This window comes from Bradyrhizobium sp. 141 (assembly GCF_023074055.1).
Lineage (GTDB): Bacteria > Pseudomonadota > Alphaproteobacteria > Rhizobiales > Xanthobacteraceae > Bradyrhizobium.
Genome location: NZ_JADPKR010000108.1, coordinates 32,933 through 48,684 on the forward strand (window position 1 = coordinate 32,933; position 15,752 = coordinate 48,684).

The 15,752-nt window shown below is 64.0% G+C and carries 14 protein-coding genes and 1 pseudogene; 9 read left to right on the forward strand and 6 right to left on the reverse strand.

What is annotated here, in order from left to right:
- Positions 1-196 precede the first annotated feature (196 nt).
- Positions 197-2,050: an alpha/beta fold hydrolase gene (locus IVA81_RS33885; protein ID WP_247326381.1), complete on the forward strand. Its 1,854-nt coding sequence runs from the start codon at positions 197-199 to the stop codon at positions 2,048-2,050.
- Between the two features lie 96 nt (positions 2,051-2,146).
- Here the strand turns inward: IVA81_RS33885 and IVA81_RS33890 are convergent, their stop codons facing one another.
- Positions 2,147-3,118, reverse strand: a complete 972-nt coding sequence (locus IVA81_RS33890) for a CHAD domain-containing protein (RefSeq protein WP_247326382.1) — start codon at positions 3,116-3,118, stop codon at positions 2,147-2,149.
- A gap of 11 nt (positions 3,119-3,129) precedes the next feature.
- Positions 3,130-4,677 (reverse strand): bifunctional aminoglycoside phosphotransferase/ATP-binding protein, encoded by a 1,548-nt coding sequence (locus IVA81_RS33895; protein WP_247326383.1) that lies wholly within the window; start codon positions 4,675-4,677, stop codon positions 3,130-3,132.
- 181 nt (positions 4,678-4,858) lie between these two features.
- On the opposite strand from IVA81_RS33895, the gene IVA81_RS33900 reads away from it, so the two are divergent.
- Positions 4,859-5,698: a universal stress protein gene (locus tag IVA81_RS33900; protein ID WP_247326384.1), complete on the forward strand. Its 840-nt coding sequence runs from the start codon at positions 4,859-4,861 to the stop codon at positions 5,696-5,698.
- Between the two features lie 65 nt (positions 5,699-5,763).
- Positions 5,764-8,457 (forward strand): bifunctional acetate--CoA ligase family protein/GNAT family N-acetyltransferase, encoded by a 2,694-nt coding sequence (locus IVA81_RS33905; RefSeq protein WP_247326385.1) that lies wholly within the window; start codon positions 5,764-5,766, stop codon positions 8,455-8,457.
- Between the two features lie 11 nt (positions 8,458-8,468).
- On the opposite strand, the gene IVA81_RS33910 is transcribed toward IVA81_RS33905, so the two are convergent.
- Both IVA81_RS33910 and IVA81_RS33915 read right to left on the reverse strand, forming a co-directional pair.
- On the reverse strand, positions 8,469-8,957 hold the full coding sequence (locus IVA81_RS33910; protein WP_247326386.1) for a phage holin family protein: 489 nt from the start codon (positions 8,955-8,957) through the stop codon (positions 8,469-8,471).
- Positions 8,958-9,233: a hypothetical protein gene (locus tag IVA81_RS33915; RefSeq protein WP_247326387.1), complete on the reverse strand. Its 276-nt coding sequence runs from the start codon at positions 9,231-9,233 to the stop codon at positions 8,958-8,960. It lies immediately after the preceding gene.
- Positions 9,234-9,407: 174 nt separating this feature from the next.
- Here IVA81_RS33915 and IVA81_RS33920 point away from each other — a divergent pair, with 174 nt between their 5' ends.
- Genes IVA81_RS33920 through IVA81_RS33930 form a run of 3 tightly spaced genes read left to right on the forward strand, consistent with a single transcriptional unit; the run spans position 9,408 to position 12,421 of the window.
- Positions 9,408-10,544, forward strand: coding sequence for an ABC transporter permease (locus IVA81_RS33920; RefSeq protein ID WP_247326388.1), 1,137 nt, complete (start codon positions 9,408-9,410; stop codon positions 10,542-10,544).
- 2 nt (positions 10,545-10,546) lie between these two features.
- Positions 10,547-11,314, forward strand: coding sequence for an ATP-binding cassette domain-containing protein (locus IVA81_RS33925; RefSeq protein ID WP_247326390.1), 768 nt, complete (start codon positions 10,547-10,549; stop codon positions 11,312-11,314).
- 3 nt (positions 11,315-11,317) lie between these two features.
- A complete protein-coding gene (locus IVA81_RS33930; RefSeq protein ID WP_247326392.1) occupies positions 11,318-12,421 on the forward strand; it encodes an MlaD family protein in 1,104 nt (367 codons plus the stop codon).
- Positions 12,422-12,424: 3 nt separating this feature from the next.
- On the opposite strand, the pseudogene IVA81_RS33935 reads toward IVA81_RS33930, so the two are convergent.
- A pseudogene (locus IVA81_RS33935) lies at positions 12,425-12,499 on the reverse strand (cytochrome c); the annotation flags it as partial.
- A 122-nt stretch (positions 12,500-12,621) separates the two neighbouring features.
- Between IVA81_RS33935 and IVA81_RS33940 the strand changes: the two are divergent.
- The 3 genes from IVA81_RS33940 to IVA81_RS33945 all read left to right on the forward strand — a co-directional run bounded on the left by IVA81_RS33940 (position 12,622) and on the right by IVA81_RS33945 (position 14,562).
- The gene (locus IVA81_RS33940) at positions 12,622-13,335 is read left to right on the forward strand and encodes a helix-turn-helix domain-containing protein (protein WP_247326394.1); all 714 of its coding nucleotides are present in this window, start codon (positions 12,622-12,624) and stop codon (positions 13,333-13,335) included.
- 90 nt (positions 13,336-13,425) lie between these two features.
- Complete coding sequence (locus IVA81_RS40535; protein ID WP_256469417.1) at positions 13,426-13,554, forward strand: hypothetical protein; 129 nt, start codon at positions 13,426-13,428, stop codon at positions 13,552-13,554.
- Between the two features lie 279 nt (positions 13,555-13,833).
- On the forward strand, positions 13,834-14,562 hold the full coding sequence (locus IVA81_RS33945) for a Crp/Fnr family transcriptional regulator (protein WP_247326396.1): 729 nt from the start codon (positions 13,834-13,836) through the stop codon (positions 14,560-14,562).
- Positions 14,563-14,699: 137 nt separating this feature from the next.
- Here IVA81_RS33945 and IVA81_RS33950 read toward each other — a convergent pair whose 3' ends face one another.
- A complete protein-coding gene (locus tag IVA81_RS33950) occupies positions 14,700-15,497 on the reverse strand; it encodes a cyclase family protein (RefSeq protein ID WP_247326398.1) in 798 nt (265 codons plus the stop codon).
- Positions 15,498-15,752: the final 255 nt, after the last annotated feature.

Sequence of the window (15,752 nt, forward strand, 5' to 3'; positions counted from 1 at the left end):
GCTTGTCGAATTTCGATACGCAAAAATTAGCTGAGGCATCTAGGTGCGGCTTGACTCAGGTCAATCGGACGAAGCCCCTCCATCCTGATTAAGCAATTGTGATCCGCGCCCGGATTTGATGCAGCTCAACGCGTATGCGAAGCCGGGCCATATCCTGCCGTCGACGTAGAACAGAAGCCCTCGGGAACATTGAGCCATGAGCGTCGTGCAGATATTTCCACGGGCCGAGGAGCCGGCGGTGCAGGTTCTCCCTGTCAATCCCGCCGCAGGTCCCGAAGCCTCGACGGTGAGCCCCGAAAGGCTTGCAGGAATGCCGGCCGCCGCCGATCCTCTGCCTGCATCAGAACCATATCCTCTTGACCGCGCGTTCCACGCGATGCTGGCACGGTTCACAGGCGGGATATCGCCGCTTGCCTTGTCGCTCGCCTGGCTCGATTGGGGTTCGCATCTCGCCGCGGCGCCGCAGCGCCAGATGGAGATTTCCCGCAACATTCTGCGCGACACCGGCCGGTTGGCCGAGGCTGTCGTGCACGCGGCGTCACCGGAGCAGAAGCCGTGGTCGGTGATCCAGCCGCAGGGGCGGGATCGCCGCTTCAGCGGACCGCAATGGGAGGCCGCGCCGTTCAATTTGCTGGCGCAAGCATTTCTACTTGGAGAGCGCTGGTGGCACGATGCCACGACCGGCGTGCGCGGCGTGTCGCACGCCAACGAAGCCATCGTCGAGTTCTCGATGCGCCAGACGCTCGACATGCTGGCGCCGTCGAATTTCGCGGCGACCAATCCGAAGGTGCTGGAGAAGGCGTTCCAGAGCGGCGGGGAGAATTTCGTTTTCGGATGGCAGAACTGGTGCAGCGACCTGATGCGCCTGCTCTCCAACTCAAGGTTGGCGGATGATGCGCAGTTTGTGGTCGGCAAGACCGTGGCGGCGTCGCCCGGCAAGGTCGTCTACCGCAACGAGCTGATCGAGCTGATTCAGTACTCTCCGACCACCGCGCAGGTCCGACCCGAACCGATCCTGATCGTGCCGGCCTGGATCATGAAATACTACATCCTTGATCTCTCGCCCCGCAATTCGCTGGTCAAATATCTGACCGGTCAGGGTTTCACCGTATTCGCGATCTCCTGGCGCAACGCCGATGCGAGGGATCGCGATCTCGCCTTCGACGATTATCGCAGGCTGGGCGTCATGGCGGCGCTGGACATGATCGGCCGGGTCATGCCGTGCCGGAAGACCCATGCGCTCGGTTATTGTCTGGGCGGCACATTGCTGTCGATCGCCGCCGCCGCGATGGAGCGCGACGGTGACAACCGTTTCGGCACCGTCACTCTTCTTGCGGCCCAGACCGACTTCACCGAGGCTGGAGAGCTGACGCTCTTCATCAATGAGAGTCAGGTCGCCTTTCTCGAGGACATGATGTGGCAGCGTGGCTATCTCGACACGACGCAGATGGCAGGCGCCTTCCAGCTGTTGCGCTCCAACGAACTGATCTGGTCGCGGCTGTCGCACGACTATCTGATGGGCGAGGGCGCGCCGCTGAACGACCTGATGGCCTGGAATGCCGACGCCACGCGGCTGCCCTATCGCATGCATTCGGAATATCTGCGCAAGCTATTCCTCGACAACGATCTTGCCGGGGGGCGCTACCACGTCGGCGGCAGGAGCATTTCGTTGTCCGATATTCACGCGCCGATGTTCGTGGTCGGCACGCTCGCCGATCACGTGGCGCCGTGGCGATCCGTCTACAAGATCCACTATCAGGTCGACGCCGACGTGACGTTCCTGTTGACCAGCGGTGGCCACAATGCCGGTGTCGTTGCGCCTCCAGAGGACCCGGGCCACAGCTATCAGGTGCTGACCAAAGCCGAGGACGCGCCCTACGTTGGTGCAGACGAATGGCTGAAGCTGGCTCCGCACGTTGAAGGGTCGTGGTGGCCGGAATGGACAAATTGGCTGGCGGCGCGCTCCGGCGCGCCCTGCGAGCCGCCGCAGATCGGAATCGGAGACTCTCCCGGCCTGCCCGATGCGCCGGGGGACTACGTCCACACCTAGAGCATGATCCGGAAAAGTGTGAAGCGGTTTTCCGAAAAGATCATGCTCAAACAATAACCTAAAGCGCGATGACGATCATCCCACTCTTATTGCGCTTTAGGCCTCCGGCTCGGAGCTCGGCGCGAGGTCCGAGGAGCGGAAGGGCTTGGTCTTGTCCAGTTTCCGGTAGGCCGCTGACGCCGTCCGCAACAGCTTCTTTTCCCGCTTGCGGTTGAGGAAGCGATTGCTCGCATCGAGGCCGGCGCCGTTCAACGACGCTGCCAGCGCTTGTCCTCGTGCATCGTCGTTCAATTGTCCGAGCGAGCGTTGCGCCTTGCGCAATTTCTTGAGGATGGACTTCTGTTTCGTCAGTGATTCCCCGGCGAACAGGTCCTGGAGCGACTCGATCGAATAGGTCATCCGCTTGTTGAGAAGCCGCAGCTTGTGGCGTTTCTCGACGTCGAGCTTGCGGAGTTTTCGCGCTTTCTTGAGCAGCTTGGTCTCCCACTCGGTCAGCCGCTCCGTCGCGTGATCGGCGAGCGTGCAGCGGCGTAGTCGAATGGCTTCCTTGCTGCGCCGGGTCGACCACGGGCCGCTCTCGATCCAGGTCGAGGTCTGCTCGACAAGGCGGCGATACCGCGCGGATTGTAGCGCGCGCGCCAGCAGGCGGTGGCTTTCGGCGCGTTTCTCGTCCCAGTGCTGGAGCTCGGCGATGACGGCGAGCTCGTCGCCGCTCTCGGCGACGACCCGCTCGATCGCCACGTCGAGGTCCCGCACCATGCCGAGCTGGCTGTTGAGCCATTTCAGTTCGGCCCAGACATTCGGGCGCAGAGTGTCGTCGACCATCGGCGAGAAGAAGCGGATGGCGGTGCGCAGATGCGTCAATGCAATCCGGATCTGGTGCAGCGCGTCGGGATCGCCGCGGCAGGTGCCGTCATGCTGGGCGAGGACGGCATCGAAGTGACGGCGCGCGATGATCCGGAACGCGGTGTCGCAGGCCATGCCGGGGCTGAGGCGGGCGGGCAGGGCATTGCGCCGCGTCGCCGGCTTGGCGCGAGTGGCCATCGAGCTTGTGGTGGGTCGCGACATCCTTGCCCGCGTCAATCAGATTGCCTTATTTGCCCCTCGGCGATCGCGTCCCGGCAGTTCTGGAGCGTTTGCTCCTGTGTCCCGGTTGCATCGATGGTCGCCCAGCCGATTTGGCCGATATTATATTGCTCCTGCAGCGCGGCAACCTCTTGCGTTGCGTCGGATGCGTCTCCCCGGCGGCTTCCGATCCGCAACTGCCGGGTCGCGAGGTCGGCAACGAGGAATAGGCCGTTCAGCGGCACGTTGCGCTCCCGCGCCAGTGCGGCGATCGCGTCCCGTTCGTCCTCGCGGGCGAACACGCCGTCGATGATCGTCGAATGGCCTTGCGCCAGCACCCGCCTGGCATACTGAACCAGCGTGGCGTAGATGCGCGCTGCGTGCTCCGGCGTGTAGGCGGACGGCGGCAGGCGGTGGGTGTCCTCGACCCCGAACATCCGCTTGCGGACGAGGTCGCTGCGCAGCACGACGGCCCCCGGCGGCGGCGCGACGACGGGCGCGAGCGCTTGCGCCAAAACCGTCTTGCCGGTGCCTGACAATCCGCCGACCGCGATCAGGCGCGGAGCAGGAGGATGGATCAGCATCCTGGCGAGGTCAAAATAGCGCTGTGCCTGGTCAAGAATGCCGGGATCATCGGAATGCGGTGGCTTCAGCCGAGCCAGCGCCACCTGGGCGCGGATCGCCGCCCGGATGGACATGAACAGCGGCAGGCACGAGAGCGCGTCGAAATTGTCGGTCGGCGTCGCGGCGAGATAGCGGTTCAGGACGATGTTGGCCGCGCCTGGCTGATCGTGATGCAACAGGTCCATCAGCGTGAATGCGAGATCGTAGAGCACATCGACGGTTGCCATCTGCGCATCGAACTCGATGGCATCGAACAGCACGGGCCGGTCCTCGATCAGAACGATGTTTGCGAGATGCAGATCGCCATGGCAGCGGCGCACGAAGCCTTTCCCGCCGCGCTCTGCGAGCAGGGGGCGAACACGCAGGAATGTCTCGTGCGAGGCTGTGCCGAGCTTTTCGATATCGCCCGCGTCGAAATGGCCGCCGGCTCGCAGACCGTGACTGTTGCCGTCGATCAGGGCAGGGATGGAGGAGACCCATGCCTCGCCCTCGGCGCGGATCGCCGCCGCGTGCGAAGCTGCGATCGCGTCAGCAGCAGCCGAAGCGAGTTTCGTATCCAGCGGGCCGGTCTTTGCCAGATGATCCAGCGTCCGGCTTTCGTCGAACCGCGCCATGTCGACCGCATACTCGATCGGCCGGCCGGGACCGTCGACTTGCAACGATCCGTCCGGCTCCTCGGTGATCGCGACGACGCGATGATAGATCTGCGGCGCCAGCGGCCGGTTGATCCGGATCTCCTCCTCGCAGGCTGCCTTGCGCTTCGCGAGCGTCGAATAATCAAGGAACGGAAACTGCACGGCGCGCTTGATCTTCAGCGCGCGCCTGCCCTCGAGAAAGACCGAAGCCGCGTGCGTGTCGACCCGCTTGACGTCCGGATGCTCGGCGGAATTGGTGAGCGCCGCAAAGATCCGGTCCTGGGTCGCAGAATCGTCTGTCATTCCTGGCACATCCAGCTGCGTCGGGAGGCAGTCCGCCCGACGATCAGGGTAACCCTTAGGAGCGGATCGCGGCCAGTCCTTGACGTCGGTCAACGCTGTTTCGGACCGAGTTCCCTTGGCTTGACGAGGATCAAGCGTCTCGACGAAAGCCGGCCTATTGTGACGGCCAAGGAGAATCCCGATGCCCATCAAGGATGTCTTTCTGCCGCTTGTCGGCCAGCCGCGCGGGCCGGCCCTGGTTGCGATCGAGAAATGTGTGGCCGTCGCCGCGGCCCTCGGCGCCAGGATCACCGCGTTGGCGCTCGAGGAAGACGTTTTCGAGCGGCCGAAGGTGATGCTGCCCACCGATCGCGATTGCGCGGAGGCCGGCAGCTCGCGTGAGGCGAACGACATGCAGCAGTTCTTGAACGCATTCACCAATGCGGCGTCCCGCGCCAACGTTCGCGCCCAGAGCCGAACGGGCAAGGTGCCGGCGGACCAGATCGCGGCGATCCTGGCCGAGCACGCCCGTTTCAGCGATCTCACTTTGATTCCCGTGAAGCCGCACGACAGTCGAACGGAGAGCATCGTCGAAACCTTCCTGTTCGAATCGGGCCGGCCGCTTCTGCTCTGTCCGGAACATCTCGCGGACGAACTTCGGCCTGAATTCGAGAGCGTCATGATCGCCTGGGATCACTCCGCGCGTGCTGCGCGAGCGGTCGGCGATGCGCTGCCGGTCCTTCAGGCGGCGGCCTCGGTCCGCGTGGTGACCGTAGCGGATGACAAGACCGAAGCGATCGTGCAATCCGGAACCGCTCTGGTCGATCATCTGAGGGAACACGGCGTCCATGCCTCGTTCGAAACGGCCAAAGACAGCGGCAGCTCGATCGGCAAGGTCTTGGGAAGCTGGGCGAATTCCCATGGCATGGATGCGATCGTGATGGGCGCCTATCGTCATTCGCGCCTGAACGAGATCGTGTGGGGCGGTGTGACAAAGACCGTCATTGGCCAGCCACCATGCTGGGTTATGATCTCGCACTAGGCTCGCCATTTTCCGGCCTGATCGTCAACCATCGAAACCGTCGCTGACCGGGCGCATTTGCTTTCATGTCAACCTATCGTCTGAACAATCTGCTGGCGCCGCGTTCAGTCGCGCTCGTCGGCGCCAGCGCCCGTCCGGTCTCCGTCGGACGCGCCGTCCTGGAGAACATTCACAAGGCCGAATTCAAAGGACGGTTCGGCCTTGTCAATCCGCGCCATGCCGAAATCGGCGGCGTCGCCGCGGTGAAGAGTCTGGACCGGTTGGACTTCGTGCCGGAGCTCGTGGTCATCACGGCGCCGGCGCGCGAGATTCCCGGTATCATCGACCAGGCCGGGCGGCGCGGCTCGGCGGGCGCCTTGATCGTTTCGGCCGGGCTCGGCCATGGACCGGGATCTCTCTACGAGGCTGCGATCACCGCGGCCCGCAAATACGGCATGCGGCTGATCGGACCGAACTGTCTTGGCATCATGATGCCCGGGGTCAGCCTGAATGCCAGCTTTGCCGCGCATATGCCGGGGGCGGGCAGCCTTGCGCTGATCTCGCAATCGGGGGCGATCGCTGCCGGCATGGTGGACTGGGCTGCGCAGCGCGGCGTCGGCTTCTCCGGCATCGTCTCGATCGGCGATCAGATCGACGTCGATATTGCCGATCTGCTCGACTATTTCGCGATGGATCACAAGACGCGCGCGATCCTGCTCTACATCGAGTCCATCAAGGACGCGCGCAAGTTCATGTCGGCGGCGCGCGCCGCCGCGCGCGTGAAGCCCGTCGTCGTGGTGAAGTCCGGCCGCATGGCGCAAGGCGCGAAGGCGGCCGCCACGCATACCGGCGCGCTCGCCGGCGCCGACGCCGTCTACGACGCGGCGTTCCGCCGCGCGGGTGTTTTGCGCGTCTCCGATCTGCGCGAGCTGTTCGATTGTGCCGAGACACTCGGCCGCGTCGAATCGCCGACGGGAAAGCGTCTCGCCATCCTGACCAACGGCGGCGGCATCGGCGTCCTCGCCGTCGATCGATTGGTCGAGCTCGGTGGAATCCCGGCGACCATCTCGGCGGAGGTGCGCAAAACGCTCGATGCGGCCCTGCCGCCGACCTGGTCCGGTGCAAATCCCGTCGACATCGTGGGCGACGCTGACGCCTCGCGCTACGCGGCGGCTTTGGAGGTGCTGCTGGCCGATCGCGACAATGATGCGGTCCTGGTTCTCAACGTGCAAACGGCGATCGCCTCGGCGGCCGAGATCGCCACGACCGTGACGGAGCTGGTCGGCAAATATCGCGAGCAGCATCGCCGATGGGCCAAGCCTGTATTGGCGGCCTGGGTCGGAGCCGATCAGCACATCATTCAGGCACTCTCCGGCGCCGGGATGCCGAACTATCCGACCGAAGACGACGCCGTGCGCGGCTTCATGCATCTGGTCCGGCACCGCGAGGTGGTCGAGGAGCTGAGCCAGGTTCCCCCCGCGATGCCCGATACGTTCGCTCCGGACGCCCGGGGGGCGAGGCAGATCGTCACCGCCGCGATCGCGGACGGCCGCGAATGGCTCGAGCCTGTCGAGATCAAGCACCTGCTCGAAGCTTACGACATCGCGATGGTGCCGACCTATGCGGCGACCGACGTCGAGCAGGCCGTGTCCTATGCAAAGGAAATCTTCGCACAAGGCGACACCGTGGTGCTGAAGATCATGTCGCGGGACATCATCCACAAATCCGATGTCGGCGGCGTCGTGCTCAATCTGACGACGCCGGAGGCCGTGCGAGCGGCCACCTCCGACATTCTCGCCCGGGCGAGAAAGCTGCGGCCAGAGGCCCGCATCGGCGGCGTCATCGTCCAGGCGATGATCGTCAAGGCGAAGGCGCGCGAACTGATCCTGGGCCTCGCCGACGATCCCACTTTTGGCACCGTCGTGGTGTTCGGCCGTGGTGGCACCGCGGTGGAGATCATCAACGACAAGGCGCTCGCGCTGCCACCGCTCGATCTGCAACTGGCCCGCGACCTGATCGACCGCACCCGCGTGTCGCGGTTGCTACGCGCTTATCGCGACGTGCCGGCGGTGAAACCGGACGCCGTCGCCATGGTGCTGGTCAAGCTGGCGCAGATGGCGGCCGACATTCCCGAGATCCGCGAATTCGACATCAATCCGCTGCTGGCGGACGAAACCGGCGTGACCGCGGTCGACGCCCGCGTTGCGGTCGGGCCGCCGCAACGGAAGTTCGTCGGCTCCGGCCCGGCCAATTTCGCCGTTCGCGCCTATCCGTCGCAATGGGAGCGCCGCCTCAAGGTCAAGGACGACTGGCGCATCTTCGTGCGGCCCATGCGTCCCGAGGACGAGCCGACCATCCACGAATTCCTGCGCCACGTCACGGCGCACGACCTTCGCCTGCGCTTCTTCGCGCCGATGAAGGAGTTTACCCACGAGTTCATCGCACGCCTGACCCAGCTCGACTATGCGCGCGCAATGGCCTTCATTGCCTTCGACGAGGCCACCGGCGAAATGGTCGGCGTGGTCCGGCTCCATTCGGACTCGATCTACGAGAGCGGCGAATACGCGATCCTGCTACGGTCCGATCTCAAGGGCAGGGGACTCGGCTGGGCCCTCATGCAGCTGATCATCGATTACGCGCGGTCGGAAGGTCTGAAGGTCATATCGGGCGACGTGCTCAAGGAGAACACCGTGATGCTCGAAATGTGCCGGGACCTCGGCTTCGAGGTCAAACCGGATCCGTCTGAGCCTGATATCTGCGATGTCAAGTTAAAGCTCTGAGCGCGCTTGCCTTAGGAGCGCGCTTCAGCCGAATTTGTCGCGGCGGATGTCTTGGTCGTCGTCCGCAAATTCCTGATGATGATCGCGATCAACGGCACCAGCACCGGGACGATCGTGCTGAGCGGATGATGCACCGCGCCCGACACCTGGGCCTGGAGCGCACGCGCCTCAAGCTGAAGGGCTTCGATGGAAGTGTCGTGAATTTCATTGGCAAGCTCGATGTCGCGGCCTGACGGAGCGCGGCCGGCGATCGCGAAGAGAGCGGCCGCGATGGCGAAATTGACGGCGCCAAGGATGGCCGCCGCGGCAATTGCACTCCAGACCTGCACCAGCGCGAAATAGGCAGACAGCTCCAGCATCAGAAGCCCGAACGCAGCGATCAGTGCCGCAAAGGCGCGCAGGCCGAGGCCGATCAGCAAATGGCGCAGCCTGATGTCCGCGATGATCCTGTCGGTGCGCCACAGCGCGCGCAGATGTTTGACCACATTCTCGGTATTCACTTAGTGTCTCCTCAGCATGAAGCCGACAACCACGCCGAGCGCGAAGGCGGAGGCCAGCGATGTGATCGGGCGCTCCGTAAGGAGGCCCTGAAGCTGCTCCTGCTCTTCGTCGACGGTCTCGCCGAGCTCGGTGAGCGCGGCCCTGATCTGATCAGCGAGCGCCTCGGCGCGATCTTTCGAGCTCTCGAACATCTCCTCGCCGGCCGTGCTCAGCAAGCGTGTGACATCAACCTTCAGCGCCCGCAATTCTTCGCTCATCCTGTCACTGTTGAACATGGACTTGATATCCCCATTGAATGCAAGCAAGCCTAGGACCCGCGCGCGCGATCGCGCTTGATTTGCGTCAATCCGCGGCGCGTCCGGGTCTTGAGACAGGTCAAGCCGGCGGCCTTATGCTGGCCTAGATATGCCGTCTGAATGGGGACCAATTGTCCCGATGAGGTGGAACGCGTGAACCACGAACCGCTGTTGCTCGCAACGCCGTCCGGCGACGTGCTGAACTTGCGTCCTGAAGGGCCCTGGACCGCCGCGAATGTGGTCGCGCTCGAGACATTGTCCCGGTCAGTCGGAGCCGACGTCGATCAGTCGCGCCTCGTCACCCTCGACATGTCGGGCGTCAGCGCGCTCGACACGCTCGGTGCCTGGGTCCTGGAAAAGCTGTCGCGCAGGGCCGCATCATCCGGCAGATCTGCCGAATTCGTCGGTGTCGCCGAACATTTCAGCGGGCTGATGGACGAGGTGCGTCAGGTCAACCGCAATACGCCTGCCCCAACGGCTGCGCCCAACCCGGTGCTGGCGAGGCTAGGCGATCTCGGCAAGTCCACGGTTGGCGCGCGCGAAGACCTCACGATCTTCCTCCAGATGCTCGGCGCATTGTTCATGGCGGTGATCGGTGTGCTGCGGCGGCCGCGTTCGCTGCGGCTGACGTCGCTGGTGTATCAGCTTTACCGCATCGGGTGGCAGGCGATCCCCATCGTCGCGCTGATCACCTTCCTGATCGGCGCCATCATCGCGCAGCAGGGCTTCTTCCATTTCCGCAGATTCGGCGCGGAATCCTACACCGTCGACATGGTCGGCATCCTGGTGCTGCGTGAGCTCGGCGTGCTGATCGTCGCCATCATGGTCGCCGGCCGGTCGGGCAGCGCCTACACCGCCGAGCTCGGCTCGATGAAGATGCGCGAGGAGATCGACGCGCTCTCGACCATGGGGCTCGATCCGGTCGAGGTCCTGATCCTGCCGCGCGTTGTGGCCCTGATCATTGCGCTGCCGATTCTCACCTTCATCGGATCGATTGCCGCGCTCTATGGCGGCGGTCTCGTCGCGCAGTTCTATGGCGACATGGGGCCGGCGATCTACATCGCCCGGCTGCACGAGGCCATCACAGTCACCCATTTCGAGGTGGGCATCCTGAAGGCGCCGTTCATGGCGCTGGTGATCGGGATCGTGGCCTGCAGCGAGGGATTGCGCGTCAAGGGCAGCGCGGAGTCGCTCGGACGGCAAACCACGACGTCAGTGGTGAAGTCGATCTTCCTAGTGATCGTGCTCGACGGCCTGTTCGCGATCTTCTTCGCCTCGATCGGAATGTGACGATGGATGCATCGCAAGACGAGTTCGCGATCCGCGTCCGTGACCTCGTGGTCGGCTTCGGCCGCCAGACCGTGCTCGATCACCTGTCGCTCGACGTCCGCCGGGGTGAGATCCTCGGGCTGGTGGGGGCGTCCGGCGGCGGCAAGTCGGTGCTGATGCGGACCATCATCGGCCTCATCCCGCGCCAAGGCGGGACCATCGAAGTCATGGGACAATCCACTGGCGGTCACGGACGAGGCGCAGCCACGACATGGGGCATCCTGTTCCAGCAGGGCGCGCTGTTCTCCTCGTTGACGGTCCGCCAGAACGTTCAGTTTCCGTTGCGTGAAAATCTCGTCCTGTCGCAGGAGCTGATGGACGAGATCGCGATCGCCAAGCTCGAAATGGTGGGCTTGCGCGCCCAGGACGCGGACAAATATCCGGCGCAGCTGTCCGGCGGCATGACCAAGCGCGTGGCGCTGGCGCGCGCGCTCGCGCTCGATCCGCCGATCCTGTTCCTGGATGAGCCGACCTCCGGCCTCGATCCGATTGCCGCCGGCGATTTCGACGCGCTGATCACCACGCTGCAAAAGACGCTGGGGCTGACCGTGTTCATGGTGACCCACGACCTTGCGAGCCTGACCACGGTCTGCGACCGCGTCGCCGCGCTCGCCGACGGCAGGATCGTGGCAATCGGTCCGATGCGCGAATTGCTGCAATCCGAGCATCCCTGGGTGCGCGCCTATTTCCACGGCAAGCGCTCGCAGATGCTGCAACACGAGATGAGATGAGACATGGAAACCCGCGCTCCCTATGTGCTGATCGGCAGTTTCGTGCTGGCCGCGATCCTGGCGGTGTTCGGCTTCGTCTATTGGCTGAACAACACCGGCGGCATCGGGCCGCGCACGAACTACCACGTGCAATTCCAGGGGCCGGTCCCTGGCCTCCTGGTCGGCGCCGGCGTGCTGTTCAACGGCATTCGTGTCGGAGAGGTGACCCAGCTCGGGCTCGCGCCTGATAACCCGCGCTTCGTCAATGCGACGATCTCGGTTGCCACTGCCACGCCGGTGCGTTCGGACACCAAGGTCGGTCTCGAATTCCAGGGCCTGACCGGCGTGCCGGTGGTGACGTTGGAAGGCGGTGTGATCATGGCCAAATCGGGCGAGCCCCTGTCTTTGATCGCCGAGGCCGGCGCCGGACAAAGCATGACGCAGGCCGCGCGCGATGCGCTACGCCGGGTCGATACCGTGCTCGAGGACAATTCCGGTCCGCTGAAGGACACCATTGCCAATCTGAAAACGTTCTCCGACGGGCTGGCGCGCAACACCGGCAAGATCGACGGCATTCTGGCGGGTCTGGAGAAGATGACCGGCGGCGGCGCGCCTGCGCAGAAGGTCACCTACGACCTGCACACGCCGCAGAACCTCGGTCCGGCCGGCAAGACGCTCTCCGCGTCACTGGCCATTCCCGAGCCGAGCGCGGTCGCGATGCTGCAGACCCAGCGCATGCTGTTCGCCCCTAGCGGGGACACGCCGGGCTTTGCTGACTTCCTTTGGGCCGACAGCATTCCGAAATTGCTCCAGGCGCGCCTGATCGACAGCTTCGAAAATTACGACATCGCTCACGCCCCGCTACGCACGACCGACCTCGGTCAGGCGGATTACCAGCTCCTGATCGACATCCGGCGCTTTCGGATCGCCACGGAAGGCGAGCCAGGGGTCGAGATCGGGCTGTCGGCGCGGATCGTCGACAAGAACGGCAAGGTGGTTGCCTCGCGCCTGGTCGAGACCAGCGAAAAGCTCGACAAGGTCGAGCCGGCCGCCTCAGTCGCCGCCTTCGATGTGGCCTTCGCTCGCATCGCCAAGGAGCTGATCGGGTGGACCGTGCAGGCGGTGTGACGCCTATTCCAGCGTCTTCAGGTACGACAGAAGATCGTGGATCTGGTCCGGACTGAGTTCGAGGGCCGGCATGGAAGCAGAATAAGATGGGGATGCCACTCAAATTTGATCTGAGTCAATTGGCTTTGGCGCAGTGCAGTAAAATGCAGCTGCGTGGTGCTCGGCCGGGTGCGGAGCTGGACCGACGCTAGGAGCGGTGGATGAAGCCTTCCGTGGTCACGATTGAGCCGAACGGGCACTTCTGCGACGATTGCGCCGTACGCGGAGCGGCGGTGTGTTCGTCGCTGGATGCGGCCGAGCTCAGGGAGTTCGAGCATCTCGGACGCCGCGTTCATTTCGACTCCGGCGAGACCGTGTTCTCCGAGGAGGACATCACCACCTCGTTCTACAACGTCCTCGAAGGCGTCATGCGGCTGTACAAGCTGCTGTCCGACGGCCGGCGGCAGATCGTGGGCTTTGCCTTGCCCGGTGATTTCCTGGGGATGAATTTGTCTGGCCGGCACAATTTTTCTGCCGATGCGATCGGCGCGGTGACCGTGTGCCAGTTCGCCAAAGCGCCGTTCGGCCGCTTCATCGAAGACCGGCCGCAGTTGCTCAGGCGGATCAACGAGCTGGCCATTCGCGAGTTGAGCCAGGCCCGCGACCATATGGTGCTGCTCGGCCGCCGCTCGGCCGACGAGAAGGTCGCGACCTTTCTGCTCGGCTGGCGTGAACGGCTGGTCGCGCTCAAGGGGCTGTCCGACACGGTCCCGCTTCCGATGAGCCGTCAGGACATCGCCGACTATCTCGGGCTGACCATCGAAACCGTCAGTCGCACCTTCACCAAGCTGGAGCGTCACGGCGTGATCGAGATCATTCACGGCGGCATCAGCCTGCTCGATCCAGCGCGTGCGGAGGCGCTGGCTGCAGCCTGACAGTCGTCCGCGACGCCCTGACCTTTTTGATCTCGATCAATGACGCCGGCCGGCCGCGGCAAATAATGCCCCAAACCATCTGGGAGGAGCATGATGCCCGCTGACGCGTTGCTCATGGCCATTGTCGTCGTCGCGATCTTCGTCGCATTCGCCGCAGCTCAGGCATGGGCGGACCGGCAAACCAGCGCCGGCCGGCTCGATCCGGATTCCAAGCGCTGAAGCGCCTGAGATCTTAGTCCGCTCAGACGCGCCAACGGCCGACGCTTGCCCGGCAGGGTTGGCCGTTCGCCAGCGCCTCAACGCAATCGCGGCTTGCGCGGTCTGCAACTCTGCATCGGTCAAAACGCATCGGCGCACCCCTCGGATGCGGATTCCGGGCCGACCGCGGCTTTTTCGCGGCATTTGCCTCACACCGCGCGCGTGCTTTCCGGTTGAAAAGCCTGATAACGTTGACTACGCAGGAACCTCAGTGCCTCGTAGTCTTAGGAGCCTCCCGGCGTGCCTCAGGACAAGACCGGCGACCCCCGACAGTCGGCGGGCAACAAACTATCGGTCCTGCGAAAGCATCCGATCTTCGCGGATCTGGAGCCGGAGGCGCTCGATCAGCTTTGCCGCTACGCCAAGCACACCACGGTGAAGCGCGGCGCGACGATCGCCGCCAAGGGCGATCCCGGCAACAATCTGTTCGCGGTGATCACGGGGACAGTCAAGATTTCCTCCTCGTCGCCCGATGGGCGGAACGCCATTCTCAATCTGATCGGCCCCGGAGAAATCTTCGGCGAGATCGCGGTGCTCGACGGCGCGCCCAGGTCGGCCGATGCGACCGCCAACACCAATTGCGAGCTCTACATCATCGATCGCCGGGACTTTCTGCCGTTCGTGAAGAGCCAGCCGGCCCTGGCGATGAAATTCATCGAGCTGCTCTGCGCGCGTCTGCGCTGGACCAGCCAGCAGGTCGAGCAGGTGATCCTCCAGAATCTGCCGGGCCGGCTTGCGAGCGCGCTGCTCGGTCTCACCGAAGAGCGCAAGTTCGACTCCGGCAGCGGCACGCTCGCCATCACCCAGCAGGAGATCAGCGAGATGGTGGGGATGACGCGCGAGAGCATCAACAAGCAATTGCGCGCCTGGGCCGGCCGCAACTGGGTTCGCCTCGAGCACGGCGCCATCGTCGTGCTGGACACCGAAGCGCTGCGCGAACTCGCCGAGAGCGGCCTCGGCGGCGAGTGATGCCGTCTGCCTAAAGCGGAATGGCGTCAGGTCGCGCCGAAAGGCGCGGGTGAGGGCTTTCTCCTCTAGGGGATTATCCCGTCGCGGAAACTCCCTCTCCTGCAAGCGGGAGAGGGAGTGCACCTCCGTTGTAGCGATCAAAGTGATTTTATCACGCTCTGATCGTCGATGATGGCGACCGCGCGGGTCCAGCCTGCGGAGGCACGTTCGATCTTCACCGGGAAGCATGAGACCGTGAAGCCGGTCGAGGGCAATTGATCGAGATTGTGCAGCTTCTCCAGATGGCAATAGCCGATGTGCCGTCCCGCCTTGTGGCCTTCCCAGATCAGGCCGGCATCTTTTGTCTCGGCATATTTCTTCGCGGTGTAGACGAACGGCGCGTCCCAGCTCCAGCCGTCGGTGCCGGTCAGCCGCACGCCGCGTTCGAGCAGATACATGGTGGCTCCATAGCCCATGCCGCAGCCGGAATTGACGTATTCGGCCTTGCCGAATTTGGCGCCGGCGCTGGTGTTGACGACGACGATCTCCAGCGGCGACAGCGTGTGTCCGATGCGCTTCAGCTCCTTCGCGACGTCGTCGGCGCTCGCCACGTAACCGTCGGGCAGGTGTCGGAAGTCGAGCTTCACGCCGGGCTGAAAACACCATTCCAGCGGGACCTCGTCGATGGTCCATGACCGCTCGCCGCGGTTCATGGTCGGATGGAAGTGCCAGGGCGCATCGAGATGCGTGCCGTTATGGGTCGACAGCGAGACCTGTTCGACGGCCCAACCCTGACCGTCCGGCAGATCCTGCGCCTTGAGACCGTCGAAGAACTGCAGCATCCGGGGCAGGCCCTGCTGGTGATCGATATACTGGATCGTCGGGTGATTGCCGGGCGGATCGGCCGTGACGTCGTTTCGAAGCGGCACAGAGATATCGATCAGCTTCCGCGGCATGGGCATTCCCTCAACATGGTCCGCTGTTTCGAATATCTTGAGGGGCCTGCATTGGTGGCGTCAAGTCACGTGGCGGCGACGTCGGCCAGCCACCGTCCCCGCCACAATGCGAATTGCGTCAGAAACTGATCGATGCAACTCTTGCATTGATCGATGCTGGAATTGGCTTGGACAGAGAATGCCGCTCGCCCTACGGACGACTTGGTGCTTGACTTCACGCCTGAAGTGGAGCGACCCAAGGCGGCCCGCAGCCTG

Excerpts from the sequence above, each read along its gene's own strand:
- IVA81_RS33915 (WP_247326387.1), bottom strand. The coding sequence starts at position 9,233 with ATGTTCAACAGTGACAGGATGAGCGAAGAATTGCGGGCGCTGAAGGTT.
- IVA81_RS33895 (WP_247326383.1), bottom strand. The coding sequence starts at position 4,677 with ATGACAGACGATTCTGCGACCCAGGACCGGATCTTTGCGGCGCTCACC.
- IVA81_RS33890 (WP_247326382.1), bottom strand. The coding sequence starts at position 3,118 with ATGTCGCGACCCACCACAAGCTCGATGGCCACTCGCGCCAAGCCGGCG.
- IVA81_RS33950 (WP_247326398.1), bottom strand. The coding sequence starts at position 15,497 with ATGCCGCGGAAGCTGATCGATATCTCTGTGCCGCTTCGAAACGACGTC.
- IVA81_RS33900 (WP_247326384.1), top strand. The coding sequence starts at position 4,859 with ATGCCCATCAAGGATGTCTTTCTGCCGCTTGTCGGCCAGCCGCGCGGG.
- IVA81_RS33885 (WP_247326381.1), top strand. The coding sequence starts at position 197 with ATGAGCGTCGTGCAGATATTTCCACGGGCCGAGGAGCCGGCGGTGCAG.
- IVA81_RS33925 (WP_247326390.1), top strand. The coding sequence starts at position 10,547 with ATGGATGCATCGCAAGACGAGTTCGCGATCCGCGTCCGTGACCTCGTG.
- IVA81_RS33940 (WP_247326394.1), top strand. The coding sequence starts at position 12,622 with ATGAAGCCTTCCGTGGTCACGATTGAGCCGAACGGGCACTTCTGCGAC.
- IVA81_RS33905 (WP_247326385.1), top strand. The coding sequence starts at position 5,764 with ATGTCAACCTATCGTCTGAACAATCTGCTGGCGCCGCGTTCAGTCGCG.
- IVA81_RS40535 (WP_256469417.1), top strand. The coding sequence starts at position 13,426 with ATGATGCCCGCTGACGCGTTGCTCATGGCCATTGTCGTCGTCGCGATC.
- IVA81_RS33930 (WP_247326392.1), top strand. The coding sequence starts at position 11,318 with ATGGAAACCCGCGCTCCCTATGTGCTGATCGGCAGTTTCGTGCTGGCC.